We start from the raw sequence: 24,371 nt of genomic DNA on the forward strand, positions 1-24,371 counted from the left end.
CAAAGGGGGAGATTTTTAATGGAGCAATATATTCTTGCGTTAGATCAAGGGACGACGAGTTCACGGGCGATTTTGTTTAACCGAAAAGGAGAGATTGTGCATGTTGCGCAAAAAGAATTTACGCAACATTTTCCAAAACCAGGTTGGGTGGAGCATGATGCGAATGAAATTTGGGGTTCGATTTTAGCGGTTATTGCCGGAGTGTTGTCAGAGGCTGTGGTAAAACCAGAGCAAATCGCTGCTATTGGTATTACGAATCAACGCGAAACGACCGTTGTTTGGGATAAACATACTGGCTTGCCGGTTTATAACGCCATTGTTTGGCAATCTCGGCAAACGGCTGGCATTTGCGAGCAGTTGAAGCAACAAGGCTATGATGAGCTATTCCGTGCCAAAACAGGCTTATTAATTGACGCTTATTTCTCGGGAACGAAAGTGAAATGGATTTTAGACAACGTCGAAGGAGCGCGGGAGAAAGCGGAAAAAGGGGATTTATTGTTCGGAACGATTGATACGTGGCTCATTTGGAAACTCTCTGGCGGAAAAGCCCATGTCACGGACTACTCCAATGCGTCGCGAACACTTTTATTTAACATTCATGAACGAAAATGGGACGACGAAATTCTTGCTATTTTAGACATTCCGAAATCGATGCTTCCAGAAGTGCGCCCATCTTCGGAAATATACGCTAAAACGGTTCCGTACCATTTCTTTGGTCAAGAAGTTCCAATTGCCGGAGCGGCAGGCGACCAACAAGCAGCGCTGTTCGGTCAAGCGTGTTTTGAAGAAGGAATGGCAAAAAATACGTACGGTACGGGCTGCTTCATGTTAATGAACACAGGCGAAAAAGCCGTACAATCGCAGCATGGCTTATTGACAACGATTGCATGGGGCATTGACGGAAAAGTCGAATATGCGTTAGAAGGCAGTATTTTCGTCGCTGGCTCAGCCATTCAATGGCTACGTGACGGCTTGCGTATGATTAAGCAAGCGCAAGATAGCGAAGCGTATGCAGAAAAAGTCCATTCGACGGACGGCGTATACGTCGTTCCAGCTTTTGTCGGTTTAGGAACGCCATATTGGGATAGCGATGTACGTGGTGCCGTGTTCGGTCTCACGCGGGGTACAACAAAAGAACACTTTATCCGTGCGACATTAGAATCGCTCGCTTATCAAACGAAAGATGTGCTCACCGCCATGGAAGCGGACTCCGGCATTTCGTTAAAAACGTTGCGTGTCGATGGCGGCGCGGTGAAAAATAATTTCCTTATGCAATTTCAAAGCGACATTCTCGGTGTGCCGGTTGAGCGCCCAGTCATTAACGAAACAACTGCGCTTGGCGCTGCCTATTTAGCCGGGCTTGCCGTCGGTTACTGGAAAGACCGCTCAGAAATTTCCATTCAATGGCAATTAGAGCGTGCGTTTGAACCACAAATGCCGAGCAACCAACAATCGGCTTTATATGAAGGCTGGAAAAAAGCCGTCAAAGCCGCAATGGCATTCAAATAAATAGAAAGAGGGGGTCAGTTTTGACCTCCTCTTTATGTTAGATGACGAATTCCATGAAATAATAACCGCGTGGCTTCTTCCGCGCGAAGCGGAACACTGAACAAATACCCTTGTGCTTCTTGGCATCCTTTTTCTTCTAAGTAGCGAAGCTGCTCTAAATTTTCCACCCCTTCTGCAATGACATTCATCCCTAAATGGTGCGCCAGTGAAATAATCGTATTGGTAATGACGCTTCCGTAATATGAGTGCGGGCAATCCGCAATAAACGATTGATCGATTTTCACCGTATCGACTTCTAATCGCTTGACGTAAGCAAGCGACGAATAGCCAGTTCCAAAATCATCAATCGCAAGACGAACGCCCATTTCTTTCATCCGCTGTAAATTTGCCAAAATGACCGATTCGTTGTAAATCATCATACTTTCGGTAATTTCTAGCTCTAAGCATTGTGGAGACATTTGTTTTTCCTCTAAAATCCATTCAATTCGTTTGGCAAAATGGGGATCGAGCAACTCTTTTACCGAAATATTTACAGCAATTCGAATTGGTGGAAGCCCTAGTTCACACCACATTTTATGTTGCTCGCAAGCCTGGCGCAATACCCATTCTCCGATGGAAACGATAAACCCTGTTTCTTCTGCCAAAGAAATGAACTGTCCGGGAGAAACTTGACCGTGCACAGGATGGTACCAACGAACAAGTGTTTCCATTGCCTGTACGTTTCTTGTTTGCACATCAACGATTGGCTGATAAACAACAGAAAGCTCGTTATTTTGAATCGATTTATGCAAATCATTCAATAATATCAAGTTTGGCAGTTTTTGCTCTAGCAGTCGAGGTTCGTATACAAAATAGTCATTTTTTCCTTTTCTTTTCACCTCATACATCGCCATGTCGGCGTATTGAATTAATGTATCTACATCATCGCTATGATGCGGATAAAACGCAATGCCAATGCTAGAAGTAAGAAACAAATCTAGTTCACCAATTCGAATTGGCTCTTGAAAAGTACGCAAAATACTTTTCGCTACATCGATTGCTTCGTGCTGATAATCGAGATTTGGTAACACCACTGTAAATTCGTCACCGCTCATGCGGGCAACAGTCCCTTTCTCTGCTACCTTTTCTTGAATAAGCGAAGCCACCGCTTGTAATATACGGTCTCCTATGCTGTGACCAAGTGAATCGTTCACATATTTAAAGCGATCAATATCCATATATAATAATGCAACCGTTTTTTTCGTTTGTTTTGCTTTTGTAACCCACTTCCATACGTTGTCGTAAAACAATCGCCGATTCGCTAGCCCTGTTAACGGATCATAATAAGCAAGTTGTTGAATTCGCTTGTCCTGTTCCACTCTTTCAGTTACATCTTTTGCAATAATCGATACTCCTATGACACTTTTATTTATCCAAATGGGAACAGGAGTAGCACTGACGTATAAAAAAGTTCCTTTTTTATGTCGGATGCGAAAATCGAGATGACGAGCATATCCTTCGGACGTATCGATCAACGCCTCTAGAATTTTTGGTAAATCGTCAGGCACTACTAAATCATGCAAAGACATTTTTAGCAATTCGTGGCGAGGATACCCTGTCATTTGTGCAGCTGCACGATTCACAGCAAAAAATGTTCCATCGGAATGGAGGGAAAAAACAGCATCTTGATTATATTCAAACAACGATTGATAGTGCTGGCGACTTTCTTGCAACTCTTCTTTGATTTTCGCTTGTTCAATTGCTAAACCGGCCAAGGAAGAAAACGTATAAATAATTTCCATATCTTCTTCATTAGGTTCACAAGAAGTATAATGATAAATCCCGAAGGTTCCTAGGACGATTTTTTTGGATGAAAAAATAGGAACAGACCAACAAGCCCGCAACCCGTATTTCAATGCAACTTCTTTATAATTTTGCCAAAGTGGGTCTGTCTCAATATTTGCAACGACAACTAATTCTTGTCGAAATGCGGCTGCGCCACATGAGCCAACGTCTGGACCAACGCAAAAACCGTTTATCGCTTCCACATAATCTTGTGGCAAACTAGGAGCCGCACCATGATAAAGCCGATTCGTATCCTCGTTCAATAGTAAAATCGAACAAACGATTTCTGGTCGAATTTGTTCTACGGTATGAGTGATTTCCGTTAAAATATCAACAAGGGGCATTTCTTTAGCAATTAATTCTAAAATTTTTTTTTGACCTGCCAACAGTTCTTTTGCCTTTTTTTCTGCGGAAATATTATGACAAGAAGCAAGGAAAATCGTGTGCCCGTCTTCAGTTGTTGCGCGGCACATGTTTTCTTGTACATACACTATTTCACCGTTTTTTTTCATTTTTCTAAATTCGAAGCTATAGATTCGCCCTAGTTCATAATCGTGAAGTTTGCTTATTTGTTCGTTTACTTTTTCTTTGTCACGAGGATGGACAACGATTAATGCATGTTTGCCGATGAGCTCGTCCCGTCGGTATCCTAAATAACGAGCGGCAAATTCATTCACGTCTAATATAAATCCATCTATGTCTAAAATAAATTGCATCGCAGGCATCCAAAAATAAAATGGGACATACGGCGATTGATGCATAAGTAGCAACTCCATTCTATGAAAATATAGCTATTTATGATACTATACTACCATGTATGACTCGAATTTTGTCGAAAAAAATCGTGTGTAATCACCTTTTATTATACAATAAAAAATGAATGCATAGTTTGTTATTTTTTGTTAAAATGAGAAATGTTTATTGATTCACATGCGAAAATAGGAGGGAGTCAAGTTGAAAACACGAGGGAAAATTGTATCCATGTATGTGTTAACAGTAGTTGCCCTTATTGCAATAATTAATGCCATCATTTATTTTCAATTCCAATCGTTAATTGCCCATAAAGTTATTAGCATGGATGCGCAGATGGCATTACAATTGATCGACACAAAATACGAAGGCAGTTGGCAATTAAAAGGTGGCGAACTATATAAAGGGGAAATGAAAATAAGGGAAAATAATGAGCTTGTCGATTATGTAAAACAAACAGCTCATACCGATAGTACGATTTTCCTTGGGGACGAACGAATAGCGACAACTATTGAAAAAGATGGTCAACGGCAAGTTGGCACCAAAGCAGCCCCAGAAGTCGCGCAAGAGGTGCTGAAAAAAGGGCATCATTATATCGGAAAAGCGGATGTGGTTGGTACCCCTTACATTACAAGTTACTTGCCAATTAAAGATGATAGCGGCAATGTGATCGGTATGTTTTTTGTGGGAATCCCGCAAGAAGTCGTGAACAAAGATGTGAATGCTGTAATTTGGAAAATCGTTATTATTTCACTTGCTTCTTTAGCCTTTGGCGTCGGGTTGTACTATTTCCTTATTACTTCTCGAATTATTAAGCCGCTGCATACGGCGAAAAGATATATGAACACGATGTCACAAGGAGATTTTACAACCGAATTTCCAACCCGATTGCTTGCTTCGAATGATGAATTTGGAGAAATGACGAGAGCATTGGCTGAATTGCAAACAAAAATGCAACAAGCACTTGCTAATATTCAACAACAATCAGTCGAAGTTGGAAATCAAGCAGGGACGCTTGCCGCGACGTCCGAGCAAATGTCCGCCTCTACCGAAGAAGTGGCCTCAACGATGCAGCAAGTAGCAGAAGGGGCGACTAATCAAGCGAACGATTTGACAGAAATTGTACATTCTCTTGCGTACTTAACACAAAAAGTGGAAAATGTGTACGTTGAACTGGGAAAAGTGAAAGAGGAGACGGTTCGCACAGTCAATAAAGCAGATATCGGCAAGCAGGAAATGGACGCGCTTATTGCAGCGATTGACGAAATGAAACAGGCATTTGATGTAGTCGTGGAAAAAGTAGCGAATTTAACAAAATCAGTGGAACAAATTAGCCATATCACCGAAATGATTTCCACGATTTCTGAACAAACGAACTTATTGGCGCTAAACGCGGCGATTGAAGCGGCGCGTGCTGGAGCAGCTGGAAAAGGATTTGCGGTTGTTGCAGATGAAGTGCGAAAACTCGCGGAGCAAGCTAAAGCGTCAACAGAAGAAATCACGAAACTCATTTCTTCCATTCAAACAGATGCAGCCGATGTAACAGGTACGTCGCAACAAGTACAACAGTGTATCCATGAGCAAACAACTGCGGTCGAAAAGACAGTTCGCTCGTTTGGCGATATTCTTGACTCCATTAGCCGAATTGCTCCACTTTTAAAGCGGACAGATGAAGCGATAGGGGAAATTGTGAAGGCGAAAGATGGCGTCATTGGAAAAGTGGAACAAATTAGTGCAGTGGCAGAAGAAAACTCTGCTGCAACTGAAGAAGTGACGGCTTCTACAGAAGAATTAACGGCGTCTGCCCAAGAAATTGCCGCTACTGCTCAGCAGCTTAGCGCAATTTCCGATCATTTGCAACAAACGGTTCGTCAATTTAAGGTATAAGGCTGCCTATAAGGGCAGTCTTATTTAAATCATCTGGGTTAGAACTATATACATGCAATGGGAGTTTAACTTATTTTTTTTGACTGTCGGAGGCAAGCCAAAGGCTTGCCTGCGTCACGCGTTCGCGTGACAGAGAACCGCACAACGAGCCGCCTCCCAGACAAATTCATTTGTCTGGGAGCGGTGTTGTTCGGTCGACCGACAGTCGAAAAATGGTAACACTTCAATGCGTATTTATATACCACGACAGGTATTTACACTTATTCATTTGTCATATAAAACATACCTTCATTTTTTTCTGTCATTTATTGCGACAGGAAAAGTGTGAAGTTTTATTTTTGTAATATAATAAAAAACAAAATTTCTGATTTTTATTTATTTTGTGAAAAGTAGTTTTTAAAGAGGGTGAACGAGGAAAATATTAAATTACTAATAATAAAATAATTTTGAAAAATTATTTTTATGCAATCTATATGATATAATCCTTGCAATACAAAAATACATTTGTACACATAAGGGGGACAGGAGAATGGAAAAAGATATGCAATTAAAGCGAAACATAGGTTTTTTCGTTTCGACGTCGTTAGTTATTGGGACGGTGATAGGTTCCGGTATTTTTATGAAGCCGGGGGTTGTGTTATCAGCGACCGGGAATTCTAATATGGCGCTTTTGGCTTGGGTGATTGGCGGGATTATTACCCTTGCAAGCGGATTGACGATGGCGGAAGTAAGTGTAAATATTCCAAAGACCGGTGGATTATACACGTATATCGAAGAAGTGTACGGAAAAACATGGGGATTTTTATGCGGTTGGGTGCAAACCGTTGTTTATGGACCGGCAGTTATTGGTGCTCTTGGGCTTTATTTTGGAACATTGATGGCTGATTTTTTTAACTTTCCGGAAAATAGCAATATTATTATTGGGATTTTCACGGTTATTTTGCTTGCGTTGTTGAATATGTTGGGGACGCATTTAGGCGGATTTGTTCAAACCGCTTCGACGATTGGAAAATTGATTCCGATTGTATTGATTGCGACATTTGGGCTTTTGAAAGGCAACGCAGCGGTTTTTAACGTCGAAAGTAGCAGTGTGCAACATATGAGTATGGGCGCGGCGATTTTAGCCACGCTTTGGGCGTATGACGGCTGGATGAACGTCGGATTTATGGCGGGAGAAATGAAAAACCCTGCAAAAAATCTTCCACGAGCGATTATTTCGGGACTTTTTATCGTTATTATTGCTTATTTGTCTGTCAATATTGCCTTGCTTCACGTATTGCCTGCCCAGAAAATCGTGGCACTCGGTCCGAACGCTGCATCGACGGCAGCGGCATTATTGTTCGGAGAGGTTGGCGGAAAAATTTTGGCGGTCGGTATTTTAATTTCGATCTTTGGGTGTTTAAATGGGAAAATTCTTACGTTCCCGCGCGTTCCTTTCGCAATGGCGGAACGAGGGCTTCTTCCAGGGGCGAAAATTTTTTCCTGCATTCACCCAACATTGAAGACGCCAACTGGAGCGACGGTGCTGCAAGTAGCGATTGCTTTATTGATGATGGTGTTTTGGAATCCGGACAGGTTGACGGATATGGCTATTTTTGCGGTGATGCTATTTTACGGCATGTCTTTTTACGCGGTATTTTTACTTCGTAAACACGGGAAATATGGAGATGATCTATATAAAGTTCCGTTGTATCCACTGACGCCGATTGTCGCCATTGTCGGCACAGCCTACATTATTGTTAGCACGCTCATGTATTCCCCGACCGATGCGGTGTTTTCGTTCGTCATTATGTTTATCGGGTTGCCTGTATATTGGAAAATGAAAGGGAAGAATCATAGTGTTGCGAATCGAAAAGTAAGTTAAACGTCAACTGATGGAAGGTTCAGACAGAGCGTCTGAACCTTTTGATTAAGCGGCATCATAAATTATGTGCTCGTCAACTTTAAATTTTGTGAATATTCACAAAAAAGTTATGTTATAAATATGTTTTTATTTTCTGAAAAATATACTTTTTATAAATAAATTGAATAAATATAAACAAAAAATATTTCGGTTAATCCGCAATATATACTAAAAAATCTTAGTTTTTAATTCATGAGATGATCATTAATTTTTGTTTCAATATTGTATATTTATACTCTTTTCAAAACACATTCTCTTATGATAGAATAACTTCAAACCTATTCAGGTTATAAAAATGGCAACAAAAGGGGAGGAGAACACGTCAATGAATGCTTTTTTTAGGAAGAAGTCTATCGACCAATTGCAACGAGAAGGGGTAAAAAACACGGGGCTTAATCGAGTGTTAGGATTATGGCAACTGACCGCAATTGGTTTAGGGGGGATTATTGGGGTAGGTATTTTCGTGTTAACAGGGGTAGCTGCCGCTGAACATTCAGGGCCTGCGGTTGTTTTGTCTTTTATTATCGCTGGACTTGCTAGTGCAGCAGCTGCGCTATGTTACGCAGAGTTTGCTGGTTTAATACCCGTTTCTGGAAGCGCTTACACATATAGTTATGCGGTATTAGGGGAAGGGGCAGCATGGCTAATCGGATGGGATTTATTACTTGAATATACATTAGTTGTCGCTGTCGTAGCAATCGGTTGGTCCGGTTACATGCAAGAAATTCTTCACCATATTGGTGTACAGCTTCCTGTATGGGCGCAAGGAGCTCCAGGAACCGGAGCAGGACATAAAGTGGATTTAATTGCTGTGTTAGTTAGTCTTGGAATTTCCGCACTGCTCTATTTTGGGATTGAATGGGGTTCTAAATTTAACAATCTCATGGTTATTATTAAATTAAGTGTTATTTTAGTCGTGATTGCGGTCGGTAGTTTTTATGTTGATTCGGCCAACTGGCATCCTTTTATGCCTTTTGGTTTCCATGGTGTAATGAGTGGAGCTGCTCTTGTGTTTTTTGCCGTCTTTGGTTACGACACGTTAACGACAGCGGCAGAAGAGGCGAAAAATCCGCAGCGTGATTTACCAATCGCTGTCGTCTTATCGCTGGCTGTGGCACTATGTTTATATGTGGCGATGTCGCTCGTTATCACTGGTATGGCTCCGTACCATACTCTCAATAACGCAGCCCCTGTTGCGAAAGTGTTCAGCGATGTCGGATTGAAGTGGATTACGTTAATTATCTCAGCTGCTGCTATTGCGGGAATTTTGTCTGTTTTATTCTCGTTTATGCTTGCAGGTTCACGTATATGGTTTGCGATGAGCCGCGACGGTTTATTGCCAAAATGGTTTATGCGAGTGCATCCGAAATACAAAACGCCTTACCGACCAACGGTAATTATCGGTGTTATTACTTCAATCGTTTCAGGACTTACTCCTATTAGCGAAGTAGCTGAATTGGTGAACATTGGAACACTATCCGCGTTTGTACTCATTTGTTCAGCTGTCATTGTATTGCGGGTAAAACGACCAGAGTTGGAAAGAAAATTTAGAACGCCGTTTGTTCCGTTCATTCCTTTAATTGGAATTGGATTTTCTATTTATTTAATTATCAGCCTTCCGCAAATTACTTGGATTCGCTTTATCGTTTGGATGGCTGTAGGGTTGATTATTTACGCAGTGTACGGGAAGAGAAAAAGTACGTTAGCGGAAAATAACTAATAATAAGAAACGTTTGCTTCTCTGTTTGACGCAAGTAGCGCCAAAAATTTTATCACTCTAACTGATTCCTCTCTCCCTTCGAAGCGAAGCGGGGGGAGCGAAGGAATTGGCGAGCCAGACGGATCTTACGGAAGAAGCTCACAACTTGACTAGGGGAAGCTGTTTGCGCAGCGCCCCTTATTTTTTGGTGGTTATGGTGCGCGTGTTCCCTCTTTATTTTAACCTTCCCTCCTACGTATACATTAAATTCATTTTATAGTTTTCTCATGAAATATTAACTAAATCGGAATCAATCCTACTTGCTATTTTCATTCGATTAGTGATATACACGAGAATGTGGGGATTATTTTATACGAACGTGTAGCAAAACGAATGGCTTAGTAGTAAGCTAGTTCGAATTATTTTTGCCGAAAAAAGGAGTGGAGCTCAGATGAAAAAGGACATGCATCAACAAGAAGCAGTGCCTCGCTTTATTTTTTATGATGCGAAAGGAAGGAGGAAGATAATTTTTAAATCGTTTCTTTGCTTGGCAATTATCGTTGCCGCCGTTGTTTTTTACGCTTTCTTTCGGAGTATTTTTTCGCCGATAAACCTTCCGTACGCAAAGTTATTTCCGAATGCATATAAAAAAATCATATCAATAGATGAAAAACTTAGTTATTTGCAGCTACAGGAAGAGTTGAAAATAGAAAAGTTTAAACATTTTCATCATCTGAACCATTGGAAGCGAAGAGCAGGTAGCGATGCGCCTAATGAAGTCTATGGTTTTTATGTAAACTGGGATGAAAATAGCACGACTTCGTTAAAAGAGCACATTCGTTCATTAACGGTATTAGTGCCAGAATGGTATCATGTGAACACAGATTTAACTATTGCTAGCGAGATTAAACCTGATATTATGGAATTGGCAAAAGAAAATAATGTAAAAATCATGCCTTTAATCAACAATTTTACCCAAAAAGACGCCGGACCAGATGGCACTACGGTCGATCGGTTGTTGCATGCCCCTGTGGATAAACAAAAGCAATTTATCGATGATTTAGAAAAACAAATGGAGGTAAACCAATTCGCAGGTGTTAATATCGACTTTGAATCCATCCCTAAGAAAGACCGAGAGGCATTAACGAAATTTATACAAGAGCTTGCTCATGTGTTTCATCAACACCATTTGCTTGTGACACAAGATGTGCCAGCGGATGATCGTGCCTTTGATTATAGCGCATTATCCAAAGAAGTAGATCGCCTAATGGTCATGATGTATGACGAACATTATGCAGGAGGGGAGCCAGGACCGATTGCTTCCGCTGACTGGGTTCAACATACACTCGAACATTTACCGATCCCTGCAGAAAAGCTGATTGTTTCTCTCGGGAACTATGGGTATGACTGGACGATCGGCAGCAAAGCCCCGGCTACGTCGCTCATTTTCTCTGACATTATGGAGATGGCGCATGATTCTAATTTAAAAATTAAGTGGGATAAACTAAGTGGGAACCCGTATGTTCAATATGAAGATGGAGAGGACAAGCATATCGTTTGGTTTTTAGATAGCGTGACTTTCTATAATGAAATGAAAATGGCGTCGGAGAATGGGACGAAAGGATTTGCGCTCTGGAGATTAGGCTCAGAAGATCCGACGGTGTGGGATCTGTTAAAGGACTGTGGAAAGATACAAAGTCATATAAGCCTGCTGCATAAAATTCCTAGCACCGACCGGGTCAACTATTCTGGACAAGGAGAAATTTTAAGAATTACAGACGTCGGCCGAAATGGTTCAAGAGGATTTCAAGTAGATAAAGATGGGTACCTTGCCGATGAAGTGTATCAGTCTTTCCCATCATCGTACGAAGTTCAACGGTACGGACAACCGAAAGGAAAACAAGTAGTCTTAACATTTGATGACGGTCCAGATCCTAAATATACGCCAGAAATTCTCGACATCTTAAAACAATTTGATGTAAAAGCGGACTTTTTTATCGTCGGAGAAAATGCAGAGGAGTACCCTGATATTATTAAAAGAATGTATAACGAAGGGCATGAGATAGGCAATCATACGTTTACGCATCCGAATATTGCCTATACGTCCCCGCTGCGTACAAAGTTAGAACTAAACACGACCCAGCGGCTTATTCAAGAAATCACTGGCCATTCTACCGTTTTGTTTCGACCACCGTATGAAGCGGATGCGGAGCCTTATTTAGCGAGTGAGATATTACCGATTTTGCGGGCGCAAAAGATGAATTATATTATGGTTGGAGAAAAAGTGGATCCTGAAGACTGGACGCAGCCAGCCACGAATGAACTAGTAAAGCGTGTGCTGACGCCTATTTATAATGGGGAAGGGAATGTGATTCTTCTTCATGATGCGGGAGGCGATCGTACGCATACGGTAGAAGCGTTGCCGATGATTATTAAAGATCTGAAAGAGCATGGGTATCGCTTTGTTACCATTTCTGAGTTATTAGGAAAAAAACGTGAAGATGTAATGCCGAGTGTTTTTTCCTATGATGCGTCGTGGTTGCCATATGACCGAGCGGTTTTTTCAGGAATGGAGTATTTTACAAAAGTATTAACAACGATTTTTTACGTGACGATTGGACTAGGAATTTTCCGTTTCTTATTTTTAATGTACTTTTCGTTTAAGCAAAAAAGAAGGGATACATCTCGTTCTATCACGGATTACCAGCCTTTCGTAAGTGTTGTTATAGCCGCGTATAATGAAGAAAAAGTCATTGGTAAAGCCATTCGCTCGATTTTGGACAGTGACTATCCAGAGTTGGAAATAATTGTTGTAGATGATGGATCACAGGACAGTACGGCAAAAGTCGTGCAAGAAATCAGTAATGAGCACCGTAACGTTCGTTTAATCCAGAAAGAAAATGGCGGGAAATCATCCGCGGTGAATCGAGGATTCCAAGAAGCGCGCGGGGATATTGTTGTTTCATTAGATGCGGATACGATTCTTGCGTCTAACGCGATCTCGTTGATGGTTCGTCATTTTGCAGATCCTCATGTCGCTGCTGTGTCGGGAAATGTGAAAGTAGGGAACCGGCGAAATCTATTAACTACATGGCAACATATTGAATATATTACAGGATTTAATTTAGAGCGGAGAGCATTCGATGAGTTGAACTGTATTACAGTCGTGCCAGGCGCCATTGGAGCATGGCGAAAACAGCTTGTGAAAGAAGCAGGGTATTTAAGTGAAGACACACTAGCAGAGGACACGGATCTTACTTTAACGCTTTTGCGCCAAGGGTATCGGATTGTTTATGAAGATAAAGCGTATGGCTATACCGAATCGCCAGAAGATGTAAAAAGTCTCATTAAGCAGCGATATCGCTGGTCATACGGTACGTTACAGTGCTTATGGAAACATCGAAAAGCGCTATTTAATGTAAAGCATAAATCATTAGGATTTATTGCTTTGCCAAATATGTGGATATTCCAGTTTTTTTCGCAATCCGTTTCCCCGTTTGCGGATGTATTAATGGTGATTGGATTGTTTAGTAGCCATCCGTTAAAAGTGTTAGGATTTTATCTTTTATTCTTTGTTATTGACATGCTTGCGTCGCTCTTTGCCTTTTGGTTGGAAAGAGAAAATCCGAAACCGCTGCTTTGGTTAATGGTGCAACGGTTTGCTTATCGCCAGTTAATGACTTACGTTGTTATCAAATCTATACTTTCTGCCATTCAAGGAATAGAAGTGGGATGGAATAAGCTAAAACGACTCGGTAGTGTCGCGCAATCGCTTGGACAAAACGAAAAATCTATTTCTTAATGTGATGCCGATAGCTACGTGAATAGTTACAACTGCTGCTAAAGAGTGATTCACATTTCGCATACGATGGACGTAGCGGCAGAAGTAGGTGATGTTGTTTTGTTTATGAAAACTGGAGAAATCGTAAAATAAATCGAAACAGCGGACTCTTATCTAAAAGAAGAAACCGTAGCAAGCTGTTCAACTTGCATCGGCAACTATATAAATGCACCACGAGTGTTGATTATCCATTATTTTACTAAAAAACATAGAATCATATGGCTGAACACAAGCTTTTCTGCCTTTTCCCTCGAACAAGAACGCCGGCGGGCAAATGTCATTTGCCCGCAAAGCGTTCATTGTTCGAGGAGGACATGCTGTAAGCATGCCCAGTCGGCAAACGGTACGTTTGCCGACAACGGCAGAAAAGCTAGGAATAGAGCGATGTCAACTGGTTTTTATTGGTTAATCAACACGCCTGTAAATGCACATTGAAGTGTTAACATTTTTCGACTGTTGGGCGACCGAACAACACCGCTCCCAGACAAATGAATTTGTCTGGGAGGCGGCTCGTTGTTCGGTTCTCTGTCACGCGAACGCGTGACGGAGGCAAGCCAAAGGCTTGCCTCCGTCAGTCGAAAAAATAAGTGAAACTCCCCAGTTGCATGTATATATAACGAAATCCCCCATCCAATGTTCTCGCCAGAGTGGATGGGGGATTTATACGTTGACATCCGTTTGGTTCATCGTGCGCCTCCTTGAAGCATATGCTCGACTTGCTCGATCGTTAACGTGCGAATAAACTCAATGAGGTCAATTGCTTGAATGCCAAACTCCTTACATTTTTCTAAATATCGCTGATACGCTTGTGTATACATTTCCATACCCATTGTCCCCTTCCATAAAAATGTTGTTACGTGTATTGTAATATAACAGATTGAAAAAATCAATATCTGTTATATAATTATTTTTTCGTTCCGCTCCCCAGTTGTATGTAAATAGGATACAATAAGATTAATAAAAAATTCGGGAATCACCTACCTTTTGCAGAAATATGGCGGACAAAGAACGTGCCGCAAAGGGGAAGGGACTATGAATTGTTGAACGATTATGATAAAATATAACCGGTTTCGTTAACTTGAATAGGCGATGGAGTTCGCCATAATTGCCGGAAGGCTGATGACTCCTACCAGTTGACACTGGTGGGGGTTTATTCATTTTGAGGAAAATATTTTCTTGTTTAGGAGGAGAAGGAATTGATTTACGTTGTTGTTGGCATTGCTGGTATGGTTGGGGCGTTGCTTCGCTATTATGTAGGAGTTTCGATTCCGACCGCATGGCTTTGGGGATTTCCAGTCGGAACGTTGCTTGTAAATTTCGTTGGTTCGTTTTTGCTAAGTTGGTTTGCGACATGGTCGGCGCGTCCATCGTTTCCTCTTTGGTTGAAAACAGGAATTGCGACAGGTTTTATCGGTTCGTTTACGACGTTTTCTACGTTTAGTGTTGATTTTTTGAAACTTTTGCAACACCATGCGTGGAAGATGGCGCTTCTCTATTTTTTGCTTAGTGTTTTTGGTGGGCTGCTTTGTTCGTGGAGCGGCTTTCGAGTGGCGAAACCGACGGTACGAAAAGGGGGGGTATAATGTCTGTACTACTTGTTATTATCGGCGGTTTTTTCGGAGCGATTTGCCGCTTTGCCATTAGCCAATGGTTTATTTCGCGCACTAAATCGTTTCCCGTCGGCACGTTGCTTGTCAATTGGTTTGGGTCGTTTTTGTTAGGCTGGCTGTTTGGAAGTGACCCAGGGGAAAATTGGAAACTTCTCATTGGGACGGGCTTTATGGGTGCGTTTACGACGTTTTCGACGTTGAAATGGGAAACAGTTCAAATGTTGATAAACGGCGAAAAAAGAAATGCCATTTTTTATCTCGTACTGAGTTATTGTTTCGGCATCTTGTTCGCGTATGGGGGCTATTTAATAAGCCGGTGAACGAACAGATAGACCGGTTCGTTCACCACGCCTGTTAAAGGTTTAAGTCCCGATAGTACGGATGAAGCTTTAATAGCTCGGAAACGGTGACGAACGTATAACCTTTTTCTTTTAAAATCGGCAAAATTTCTTTTAGCGCTTGGACGGTTTGTTTGCGGCTGCCGCTGCCGTGATCGTGAAATAAAATAATTTGTCCTGGTTGAATGTGTTGGACAACCCGACGGACAATTTTTGGTGTTCCGGGGTTTTTCCAGTCGTACGTATCTTGCTCTCGCGACCACATAACGAACGTATAGCCTTCTTTTGTCACGGCATCGATTACGTTGCGATTGTAGTGCCCGAGCGGAGGGCGAAAGAGCGTTGGGCGTTTTTTTGTTAGTTCGTATAAAATTGTTTCAGTTTTTTTGATTTCGTGGATGACCGTCTCGGTTGATTTGCCGCGGAAATCAAGATGTTTATATGTATGGTTTCCTAGCTCATGCCCTTCTTGTGCTTGCTTTTTGATAATGTCAGGGTATTTTTCCGCTCGAAAGCCAACGACAAAAAACGTTGCTTTTGCGTTATATTCTTTTAGGATAGCTAAAATTTGCGGCGTATAAATTATATCTGGTCCATCGTCAAACGTAAGCGCGACGACTTTTTTCGTTGTCGGGACGTCCCAGACGATTTCGTCAATTTTATTCGTTTCGTTAGCTGAAAAAAAGGAGCTAATGACGATAGATAACGATAACAAGAAAATGAGCATATGTACTACCCTTTCGTAATGTATTCATGTATAGCATGCCAAAAAAATAGTAACACCATTCGTTGTTTTTCATTGGCTTGCCGTTTTGGCATAATGACGTGTTTTATCATAACGCCTACGAAGGGAATGCGTATATGGAAAAGGAACTTGCTGCTGTTCAAACCTACTATAAGCACTCCCTAGTTTCTCTAGAATCGCTGTTCACTATGCAGAAGAGCGGGAAAAATGAGAAACTGAATTTTACGTTTAGCATTGAATATGCGTTTTTAGATATGCTATGCTTTTTATGGTGAGCGTTTCTTTCCTGAATTTTTTTGTGAGGAAAGAGGTGCTCTTTTTCTGTGAACTTACAGCAAAAGCAAGGAGGAGGAATATGCCCACGATTAAAGATGTGGCGCGATTAGCCGGTGTTACGGTAACGACGGTATCTCGTGTATTAAATAATCGCGGATATATTAGCGATGCAACCCGCCAAAAAGTATATCAGGCAATGGAAGAATTAAACTATCAACCAAATGAAATTGCTAGATCACTGCATCGGCGACAATCAAAGTTAATTGGCCTCATTATTCCGACTGTATCTCATCCGTTTTTTGGAGAATTAGCAGGTTTCATTGAATATTACGCTCATTTAATTGGTTATAAAGTGTTAATTTGCAATTCGTTGTTGGATCGAAAAAAAGAAAAAGAGTATATCGAGATGCTCAAAAGCAATCGGGTAGACGGCATTATTATGGGGAGCCACACGCTAGAAGTAGAAGAATATATGAACGTAAATTATCCGATCGTCACATTTGACCGGTGCATTAGCGAAAAAATTCCTTATATTTCCTCCGATAACTATGAAGGGGGGAAGTTAGCTACTACTTTACTTATTGAAAAAGGATGCAAAAAAATTGCGCATATAAGCGGGAATTTACAGCTTCAATTGCTTGCTAATAAACGCTCACAAGCATTTATCGAATTAAGTAAAGAGCATGGGATCGAGTCGGTGATTGTGGAGACAGAACTGAATGTTTTTGACATTACCCAATACGAAGCGATGATTCGACATTTGTTAGAAAAACATCCGGATATTGACGGTATTTTTGCGAGTAGTGATGTGATGGCAGCGTATGTTATTCAAATATGTTACTTTTTAAATAAACGAATTCCTGAGCATATTAAAATTGTTGGATACGATGATATTAAGATTGCTTCGCTATTTGTTCCGCCACTCACGACCATTCGTCAACCGATTGAAGAGATGGCGAAATGTGCGGTTGAACTGATTGTAAAACAAGTAAATGAAGAACCGTTTGAACGTGAAAATGTGTTTCCGGTAGAGTTGGTCGAGCGGTTGACGACGTGATGATGAAGGGAAGGTGTTGAAAGTGATAAACGTTTCAACACCTTTTTTACGGTATGTCAATCGTTTAACATTTTTCATGTCAAACGATTGACATATTGAAAACGCTTTAATATAATCACAATAGAAGTACAAATATTTTTAAAAAAAGAGGGGGAACTAATTTGAGCAAACTAAAAATGGTGTCAGCTGCAGTACTATCATTATCTTTATTGTTGTCAGGATGTGGGAATTCTACAAAGGAAAGTCAATCGTCAGATGGAAAGAAAACTGCTAGCTCCGAAGTGAAAATTACCCTTCTCAACTCGAAAGGGGAAATTCAAGCACAGTTGGAAGAAGCTGCAAAAGAATTTAGCAAAGAAAACCCTGGAACAACATTAGAGGTGATTCCAGCTGCTGCAGGACAATCGCCATTTGAAAAGGTAACATCGATGTATGCATCGGGAAATGCACCGACAATCGCAATGTTGGATCCAGGTGATGTGAAAAAATTTGCTGATAAAGCGCTTGATTTATCAAAAGAAAAATGGGTGAATGATGCTGTTGAACGCAGCCTAGATGTCGTTAAGACAGAAGGCGGAAAGGTTTTAGGATTCCCGTTTGCGGTTGAAGGATACGGCTTAATTTACAACAAAGCTGTTCTTGACAAAGCAGTTGGAGGAAACTTTGATCCTTCTTCCATTAAAACAAGAAGTGATTTAGCAGAGTTAATGAAAAAGATTCAAAAAACAGGAGTTGCATCAAACCTTCAATCTCCGATGGATTGGTCGCTCGCAGGACATTTTTTACCAATTGGGTATAGTGTTCAATCTAATAAATCTGAAGAAGTGGAAGCGTTTTTAACAAACCTTAAAGAAGGAAAAGAAGATTTGACGAAAAACGAAAAATTAAACGGGCTATTAGATACGTTTGATCTATTAAAAGAAAATAACATTAATAAGAAAGATCCGATGTCAGGAACGTATGAGCAAGGACCAGAGTTATTAGGAAAAGGAAAAGTCGGTATTTGGTTTATGGGGAACTGGGCATGGCCGCAAATTAAAGGGTTTGATACAACAAACGGCAACTACGGTTTCTTGCCAGTTCCAATTAGCGATAATCCAGATGACTACGGTAACTCGCAAATCCCTGTTGGTGTAACGAAATACTTGATCGTTGACAAAGAACAAAACTCTCCTGAACAACAAGCGTCAGCGAAAAAGTTTTTAGAGTGGCTAGTATATAATGAAAAAGGGCAAGACGTGTTAGTCAATAAGGCGAACATCATTCCAGCGTTTAAAAATATTACATTAGAGCCGCAAGATCCATTAGCAAAATCGATTAAAGCGTATATGAACAATAATAAAACGCTTCAATTTATGGTTACGCTTCCACCTGACCATTGGTCTCAAGTCGGTGCGTTCATGCAGCAATATTTAGACAATAAAATCGATCGAAAACAGTTGTTGAAACAAATTGAAGGTTACTGGAAATCACAACAATAATAGAGTTTTAGTTTATGTGGAATAACGGGGTTGCCCGTTATTCCACAACTTTTAGCAAGGAGATGACGATGAATGTCCAGCCAAAAATTTTTTGATAGATTAAAAGTTCAGCTTCTGTTCTCAGGACCGACATTGTTCGCTTTTTTTACTGTCGTTATTTTGCCGTTTTTATATGGAATTTATTTGACGTTCACTAACTGGGACGGGGTTTCGACGAGCCACTCGTTTGTCGGAATGAAGAACTATTTGGCGGTGCTAGATGACGCTGCGTTTTGGACATCTATGTATAAAACGATGAAATATGTTCTACTAACGGTTATTTTGATTAATGTCGTCGGATTCTTTTTGGCGTATATGTTGACAACGGAAATTCGTGCTAAAAATTTGTTCCGCGCAGGTTTTTTTACTCCTAACTTAATTGGAGGAATTATCCTTGGGTTTCTTTGGCAGTTCATTTTCTCGAACGTACTTGTTTACATTGGAGAGCATTTTAAAATCGGCATTTTCTCCTCTTCGTGGCTGGCAGATCCGGACAAAGCGTTTTGGACGCTTGTCATTGTGACAACTTGGCAATATTCTGGCTACATGATGGTCATTTATATAGCAGGATTAATGAATATCCCTAAAGAATTGTTAGAAGCAGCAAGCATTGATGGCGCCAACGCATTTGTTCGATTAAGAAAGATTATTTTGCCGCTGATGGTTCCGTCATTTATTGTTTGCGTGTTTTTATCTCTTCAAAGAGGGTTTATGGTATATGATTTAAATATTGCGTTAACGAACGGAGGTCCGTATAAGAGCACACAGCTCGTGTCGATGTATGTGTATCAAAAAGCATTTTTATCACAAAAGTACGGAGCAGGACAAGCAGAGGCGTTTGTTTTGTTCCTCATTGTAGCCATCGTTACACTCATTCAAGTGTATGTGAGCAAGAAGCGGGAGGTTGAAGCGTGATGAACATATCCAAAACCTTAACGAAGTTCGTTCGTTATATTGTTTTAGTTATTTTTTTCTGTTTATATATTCTCCCCTTTATATTAGTTGTACTGAATTCGTTAAAAGAGCGAACAGAAATTATTTCTAATCCGTTGTCTATACCTAAATCATTTAATTTAGCAAACTATTTCAGTGCAATGGAGAAAATGAATTTTACCCATAGTTTTATGAACTCGCTTATCGTGACCGTATTTAGCGTGGTGCTCATTACTATTTTTTCAGCAATGACTGCTTATGTGTTTGTTCGCATGCAAAATAAGCTAAATAAGTTTTTGTTTTTCTTAATGGTCGCTTCCATGATCATTCCGTTCCAAGCGATTATGATCCCGCTTGTGCAAATTTATGGATCGATTGGCTTTTTAAATAGCAAATGGGCGTTAATTTATATGTATATCGGGTTCGGTGCATCGTTAGCTGTTTTTATTTATCATGGATTAATTAAGAGCATTCCACTAGAATTAGAAGAGGCGGCTATGATTGATGGGGCATCACGCTTGCAAATCTTTTTTCAAGTGGTGTTTCCGCTGTTGAAGCCAACCACCATGACGATTGTAATTTTAAATGTTCTTTGGATTTGGAATGACTTTTTATTACCATCCCTTGTTTTAATTAAGCCGGAAGAGCGGACATTGCCACTGTCTACGTTCTACTTTTTCGGGACATATTCTGTCGATTACGGATTATTAATGGCTGGGTTAGTAGTGACGATCATTCCAGTGATCATTGTTTACTTGTTTACCCAAAGACACATTATTCAAGGGGTTATGAATGGTTCGATTAAATGATGTAGAAAGGTTGGTTGCATTGTCTAGACATAATGAGATAGTAAAGGAAGCAGAAAGACGAGTACAACAAGCAAAAGAAAAAATGGACAGCACGTATCGGCTAGCATACCATATTATGGCACCGGTGCACTGGATGAACGACCCAAATGGACTCATTCAATGGAACGGGGAATACCATGTGTTTTATCAGTTTCATCCGGACAGTCCAAAGTGGGGGCCGATGCATTGGGGGCATGTGAAAAGCAAAGACTTTGTGCATTGGGAGCGTGCACCGATTGCGCTTGCGCCGAGTGAATGGTACGACGAAGGCGGCTGCTTCTCGGGAAGTGCGGTGAATGATCATGGAGTTCTCACACTTATTTATACCGGAAATGTTTGGCTGAATGAGGAGCAAACGGAATTGAAGCAATATCAATGTTTAGCGACAAGCAAAGACGGCATCCATTTTGAAAAAGACCCGGCCAATCCGGTACTTTCCGAGCCTCCGTTTGACTGCCAAGGTCATATTCGCGATCCAAAAGTGTGGAAACGTGGCGAGGATTGGTATATGGTGCTCGGAACGCGAGAGGGGAATAACGGAAAAGTCGTTTTATACAAGTCGAAAGATCTTCGTCATTGGGAATATGTCAACATCCTTGCACAAAGCGATGGTAGCTTAGGATACATGTGGGAGTGTCCTGATGTATTCCGTTTGAACGGCAAAGATATATTACTATTTTCACCTCAAGGAATCGAGCCTGTCGGCGACCGCTTTCAAAACCTTCATCAAACCGGTTACCTTGTCGGAACGCTTGATGAGGAAACAGGGAAACTGACACACGGAGCGTTTGAAGAACTCGATAAGGGATTTGATTTTTACGCCGCACAAACGTTTGAAGATGAACGAGGGCGACGAATTTTGTTCGGCTGGATGGATATGTGGGAGTCTCCGATGCCGACGCAAGAACACGGATGGGCCGGCGCGTTAACGATTCCGCGTCTTTTGGAATTGACAGATGATGAGAAACTTTTGATGAAGCCGGTGCCGGAATTGCAATTATTGCGCGAAGAGCATACGCATCTGGAATCGATCTCAGTAAAACAACATGAAGCAACATACACAGTTCCTGTGGAAGGCGATCGGTTGGAGTTGCTCGTTCGCTTTTCGTTAACCGATTTTCGTGGGAATGCATTTGGTGTCAAAGTGCGCTGTTCAAGTGATGGAAGCGAAGAAACGATCTTCCGCTATGATACAGGAGACTCTGTCGTGACGTTTGACCGAAACCGCTCTGGAAGAGGAGAAGGCGGCATTCGTAGGGCAGTGCTCGACGGATCAAAAACCGATTTGATCACGTTCCATTTGTTTATTGACCGCTCGTCCGTGGAACTGTTTGTCAATGACGGTCGGCTTGTCATGACGGGGAGAATTTATCCGTCCGAAACAAGCCAAGGAATTGAGCTGTTCACAGAAGGCGGGGACGCGACTGTCTTTTCCGTCGATGCGTGGAAATTGAAGGATATTTGGGGGTAGGAAAGATTTTATTATGCGAGGGGAAAATGATGAAGAAACAATGGTGGAAAGAAGCGGTTGTGTATCAAATTTATCCGCGCAGTTTTATGGATAGCAACGGTGATGGCATCGGGGATTTGCAAGGCATCATTTCTAAATTGGACTATTTAAAAACGTTAGGAATCGATGTCATCTGGTTGTCACCGGTATACCAATCGCCGAATGATGATAACGGGTATGATATTAGCGATTACCAAAATATTATGAAAGAGTTTGGTACGCTTCGTGATTTTGATGAATTGTTAGAAGAAGCGCATAAACGCGGGATAAAAATTATGATGGATTTAGTTGTCAATCATACGTCTGATGAACATATTTGGTTTATTCAATCAAGACAGTCAAAAGAGAACAACCCGTTTCGCGATTATTATATTTGGCGGCCAGGCAAACCAAATGGAGAGCCACCGAACAACTGGGGAGCGGCGTTTGGTGGTTCGGCATGGGAATACGATGAAACGACCGGAGAATATTATCTCCACTTATTTAGCAAAAAACAGCCAGATTTGAACTGGGAAAACGAGAACGTGCGGCAAGAAATTTACAACATGATGCGTTGGTGGCTCGATAAAGGAGTCGATGGCTTCCGCATGGATGTCATCAATATGATTTCAAAAGTCGAAGGTCTCCCGGATGGCGAAGTGAAGCTAGGGCATCGATATGGTGATGGTAGCCCGTATTATTTCAACGGACCAAAAGTGCATGACTATCTTCAAGAGATGAACCGCGAAGTGCTATCCAAGTACGATATCATTACTGTTGGAGAAATGCCAGGTGTGAACGTGGAAGAAGCGAAGCTGTACACAGGACAATCGCGGAATGAACTGCAAATGGTGTTTCATTTCGAGCATGTGAGTTTAGGAGACGGGTTATATGGAAAATGGTCTCCGGGAGAATGGAAACTGACAGAGTTGAAAAAAATTTTTGCGCATTGGCAGTATGGACTTGCGAAGGATGGCTGGAACAGCTTGTATTGGAGCAATCATGACCAGCCGCGTGCGGTTTCCCGCTTTGGCGATGATGGCAAGTATCGTGTACAGTCTGCGAAAATGCTGGCGACATGCTTACATATGCATCAAGGCACCCCATATATTTACCAAGGGGAAGAAATTGGCATGACGAACGTCAGATTCTCGAAACTGTCCGATTATCGGGACATTGAAACGTTAAATGCTTATAAAGAACTAGTTGGTGGCGGAAAGATGACGCATGAGGAAATGATGGCTGCTATTTATGAACGAAGCCGAGACAATGCTCGAACACCGGTACAATGGTCAAGCGAACCGAATGCGGGATTTACAACTGGTACTCCGTGGATTAACGTCAATCCGAATTATACAGACATTAACGTCGAAGCGGCATTAAATGATCCGAATTCTATTTTTTATTACTATCAAAAACTGATTCAATTGCGGAAACAACACGATATCATTGTGTACGGTGCATATGATTTAATTTTAGCAGAGGACGAACAAATTTATGCGTTTACCCGCACGTTAGGGGAAGAGAAACTGCTTGTCATATGTAATTTTACAAACGATACTCCTTTGTTCGAGTTGCCAACAAATATCACGTATCAAACACATTCTTTACTCATTAGCAACTATGACGTAAGCGGTGAGGACGATATTCGCTCGATCACGTTGCGTCCATATGAGTCGAGGGTGTATGTGTTGAAGTAAATCTTTTTACCAGTTAGGCGGTTTTGTGTGAATGGAACCGCCTTTTTTCTTTGAAAATACGGATCGATGAACGGTTATTTTCATGCCTAGTTGGCGAGTAAAATTAGCTCAAGGCATTTTCTGTAGATTATTTTCTTGTAAGATAAGAAAGGGGGGATAAAATTTTGCGATTGGGTAGAGAACTGTCTAGCTCCAAGTGCCATCGGCGTGATGCGCTCCGCCCCTTCTTTCGGGGGCTAATCCTCCTCGGTTGGGCTTGTGGGCTCTTAGCCGATAGGTGGGCGCTTTGCGCTTTTCTTATATAAGTTGCAATAAAGAATTTCCGATTTTTCGCTTCCGCTTTTATCTCAATACGAGCTGATATGGTATAACGTGGAAGGTAGTAAGCTGGATGTAAAACAAAATTTTAACTTATATAGTTGCTTACAGATGTTTTTTAAAA

16 protein-coding genes and 1 riboswitch are annotated in these 24,371 nt (G+C 41.2%); of the genes, 13 read left to right on the top strand and 3 right to left on the bottom strand.

Features of this window, described 5'->3' with window-relative positions; translation table 11 throughout:
* The first annotated feature begins 18 nt into the window (after window positions 1-18).
* Complete coding sequence (gene glpK, locus GFC30_RS08125; RefSeq protein WP_066324150.1) at window positions 19-1,509, top strand: glycerol kinase GlpK; 1,491 nt, start codon at window positions 19-21, stop codon at window positions 1,507-1,509.
* Window positions 1,510-1,541: 32 nt separating this feature from the next.
* Here the strand turns inward: glpK and GFC30_RS08130 are convergent, their stop codons facing one another.
* A complete protein-coding gene (locus GFC30_RS08130; RefSeq protein ID WP_066324152.1) occupies window positions 1,542-4,094 on the bottom strand; it encodes an EAL domain-containing protein in 2,553 nt (850 codons plus the stop codon).
* A gap of 193 nt (window positions 4,095-4,287) precedes the next feature.
* On the opposite strand from GFC30_RS08130, the gene GFC30_RS08135 reads away from it, so the two are divergent.
* The 4 genes from GFC30_RS08135 (at window position 4,288) to GFC30_RS08150 (ending at window position 13,374) form a co-directional block, all read left to right on the top strand.
* On the top strand, window positions 4,288-5,970 hold the full coding sequence (locus tag GFC30_RS08135) for a methyl-accepting chemotaxis protein (RefSeq protein ID WP_066324155.1): 1,683 nt from the start codon (window positions 4,288-4,290) through the stop codon (window positions 5,968-5,970).
* Between the two features lie 529 nt (window positions 5,971-6,499).
* The gene (locus tag GFC30_RS08140; RefSeq protein ID WP_066324161.1) at window positions 6,500-7,834 is read left to right on the top strand and encodes an APC family permease; all 1,335 of its coding nucleotides are present in this window, start codon (window positions 6,500-6,502) and stop codon (window positions 7,832-7,834) included.
* 364 nt (window positions 7,835-8,198) lie between these two features.
* A complete protein-coding gene (locus GFC30_RS08145; protein WP_066324163.1) occupies window positions 8,199-9,593 on the top strand; it encodes an amino acid permease in 1,395 nt (464 codons plus the stop codon).
* Between the two features lie 430 nt (window positions 9,594-10,023).
* Entirely contained in the window at window positions 10,024-13,374 is a 3,351-nt protein-coding gene (locus GFC30_RS08150; RefSeq protein WP_066324166.1) for a trifunctional glycoside hydrolase family 18/polysaccharide deacetylase/glycosyltransferase family 2 protein, read from the top strand.
* Between the two features lie 722 nt (window positions 13,375-14,096).
* On the opposite strand, the gene GFC30_RS17185 is transcribed toward GFC30_RS08150, so the two are convergent.
* Window positions 14,097-14,237, bottom strand: a complete 141-nt coding sequence (locus GFC30_RS17185; RefSeq protein WP_169806997.1) for a hypothetical protein — start codon at window positions 14,235-14,237, stop codon at window positions 14,097-14,099.
* Window positions 14,238-14,489: 252 nt separating this feature from the next.
* A riboswitch (Fluoride riboswitch) is annotated at window positions 14,490-14,549 on the top strand.
* 60 nt (window positions 14,550-14,609) lie between these two features.
* On the opposite strand from GFC30_RS17185, the gene crcB (GFC30_RS08155) reads away from it, so the two are divergent.
* Window positions 14,610-14,996, top strand: coding sequence for a fluoride efflux transporter CrcB (gene crcB / locus GFC30_RS08155; protein WP_066324168.1), 387 nt, complete (start codon window positions 14,610-14,612; stop codon window positions 14,994-14,996).
* The gene (crcB, locus tag GFC30_RS08160; RefSeq protein ID WP_179946266.1) at window positions 14,996-15,343 is read left to right on the top strand and encodes a fluoride efflux transporter CrcB; all 348 of its coding nucleotides are present in this window, start codon (window positions 14,996-14,998) and stop codon (window positions 15,341-15,343) included. The genes crcB (GFC30_RS08155) and crcB (GFC30_RS08160) overlap by 1 nt, the downstream gene beginning before the upstream one ends.
* 34 nt (window positions 15,344-15,377) lie before the next feature.
* On the opposite strand, the gene GFC30_RS08165 is transcribed toward crcB (GFC30_RS08160), so the two are convergent.
* Complete coding sequence (locus tag GFC30_RS08165) at window positions 15,378-16,088, bottom strand: polysaccharide deacetylase family protein (RefSeq protein WP_066324174.1); 711 nt, start codon at window positions 16,086-16,088, stop codon at window positions 15,378-15,380.
* Between the two features lie 373 nt (window positions 16,089-16,461).
* Here GFC30_RS08165 and GFC30_RS08170 point away from each other — a divergent pair, with 373 nt between their 5' ends.
* From GFC30_RS08170 to GFC30_RS08195, 6 genes are all read left to right on the top strand, one after another.
* Entirely contained in the window at window positions 16,462-17,439 is a 978-nt protein-coding gene (locus GFC30_RS08170; RefSeq protein ID WP_066324177.1) for a LacI family DNA-binding transcriptional regulator, read from the top strand.
* Between the two features lie 161 nt (window positions 17,440-17,600).
* Entirely contained in the window at window positions 17,601-18,920 is a 1,320-nt protein-coding gene (locus GFC30_RS08175) for an ABC transporter substrate-binding protein (RefSeq protein WP_238583464.1), read from the top strand.
* Window positions 18,921-18,992: 72 nt separating this feature from the next.
* Window positions 18,993-19,874, top strand: coding sequence for a carbohydrate ABC transporter permease (locus GFC30_RS08180; protein WP_066324179.1), 882 nt, complete (start codon window positions 18,993-18,995; stop codon window positions 19,872-19,874).
* Entirely contained in the window at window positions 19,874-20,701 is an 828-nt protein-coding gene (locus tag GFC30_RS08185) for a carbohydrate ABC transporter permease (protein ID WP_066327256.1), read from the top strand. The genes GFC30_RS08180 and GFC30_RS08185 overlap by 1 nt, the downstream gene beginning before the upstream one ends.
* Complete coding sequence (locus GFC30_RS08190; RefSeq protein ID WP_238583466.1) at window positions 20,685-22,211, top strand: glycoside hydrolase family 32 protein; 1,527 nt, start codon at window positions 20,685-20,687, stop codon at window positions 22,209-22,211. The genes GFC30_RS08185 and GFC30_RS08190 overlap by 17 nt, the downstream gene beginning before the upstream one ends.
* A gap of 29 nt (window positions 22,212-22,240) precedes the next feature.
* The gene (locus GFC30_RS08195; protein ID WP_066324181.1) at window positions 22,241-23,929 is read left to right on the top strand and encodes a glycoside hydrolase family 13 protein; all 1,689 of its coding nucleotides are present in this window, start codon (window positions 22,241-22,243) and stop codon (window positions 23,927-23,929) included.
* Window positions 23,930-24,371 lie beyond the last annotated feature (442 nt).

Source organism: Anoxybacillus amylolyticus, from assembly GCF_001634285.1.
Taxonomy (GTDB): Bacteria; Bacillota; Bacilli; order Bacillales; family Anoxybacillaceae; genus Anoxybacteroides; species Anoxybacteroides amylolyticum.

What these genes read in the sequence shown, in the direction of transcription:
- glpK (WP_066324150.1), top strand. Translation starts at nt 19, where the DNA reads ATGGAGCAATATATTCTTGCGTTAGATCAAGGGACGACGAGTTCACGG.
- GFC30_RS08130 (WP_066324152.1), bottom strand. Translation starts at nt 4,094, where the DNA reads ATGCATCAATCGCCGTATGTCCCATTTTATTTTTGGATGCCTGCGATG.
- GFC30_RS08140 (WP_066324161.1), top strand. Translation starts at nt 6,500, where the DNA reads ATGGAAAAAGATATGCAATTAAAGCGAAACATAGGTTTTTTCGTTTCG.
- GFC30_RS08145 (WP_066324163.1), top strand. Translation starts at nt 8,199, where the DNA reads ATGAATGCTTTTTTTAGGAAGAAGTCTATCGACCAATTGCAACGAGAA.
- GFC30_RS08150 (WP_066324166.1), top strand. Translation starts at nt 10,024, where the DNA reads ATGAAAAAGGACATGCATCAACAAGAAGCAGTGCCTCGCTTTATTTTT.
- GFC30_RS17185 (WP_169806997.1), bottom strand. Translation starts at nt 14,237, where the DNA reads ATGGAAATGTATACACAAGCGTATCAGCGATATTTAGAAAAATGTAAG.
- crcB (WP_179946266.1), top strand. Translation starts at nt 14,996, where the DNA reads ATGTCTGTACTACTTGTTATTATCGGCGGTTTTTTCGGAGCGATTTGC.
- GFC30_RS08165 (WP_066324174.1), bottom strand. Translation starts at nt 16,088, where the DNA reads ATGCTCATTTTCTTGTTATCGTTATCTATCGTCATTAGCTCCTTTTTT.
- GFC30_RS08170 (WP_066324177.1), top strand. Translation starts at nt 16,462, where the DNA reads ATGCCCACGATTAAAGATGTGGCGCGATTAGCCGGTGTTACGGTAACG.
- GFC30_RS08180 (WP_066324179.1), top strand. Translation starts at nt 18,993, where the DNA reads ATGTCCAGCCAAAAATTTTTTGATAGATTAAAAGTTCAGCTTCTGTTC.
- GFC30_RS08185 (WP_066327256.1), top strand. Translation starts at nt 19,874, where the DNA reads ATGAACATATCCAAAACCTTAACGAAGTTCGTTCGTTATATTGTTTTA.
- GFC30_RS08190 (WP_238583466.1), top strand. Translation starts at nt 20,685, where the DNA reads ATGGTTCGATTAAATGATGTAGAAAGGTTGGTTGCATTGTCTAGACAT.
- GFC30_RS08195 (WP_066324181.1), top strand. Translation starts at nt 22,241, where the DNA reads ATGAAGAAACAATGGTGGAAAGAAGCGGTTGTGTATCAAATTTATCCG.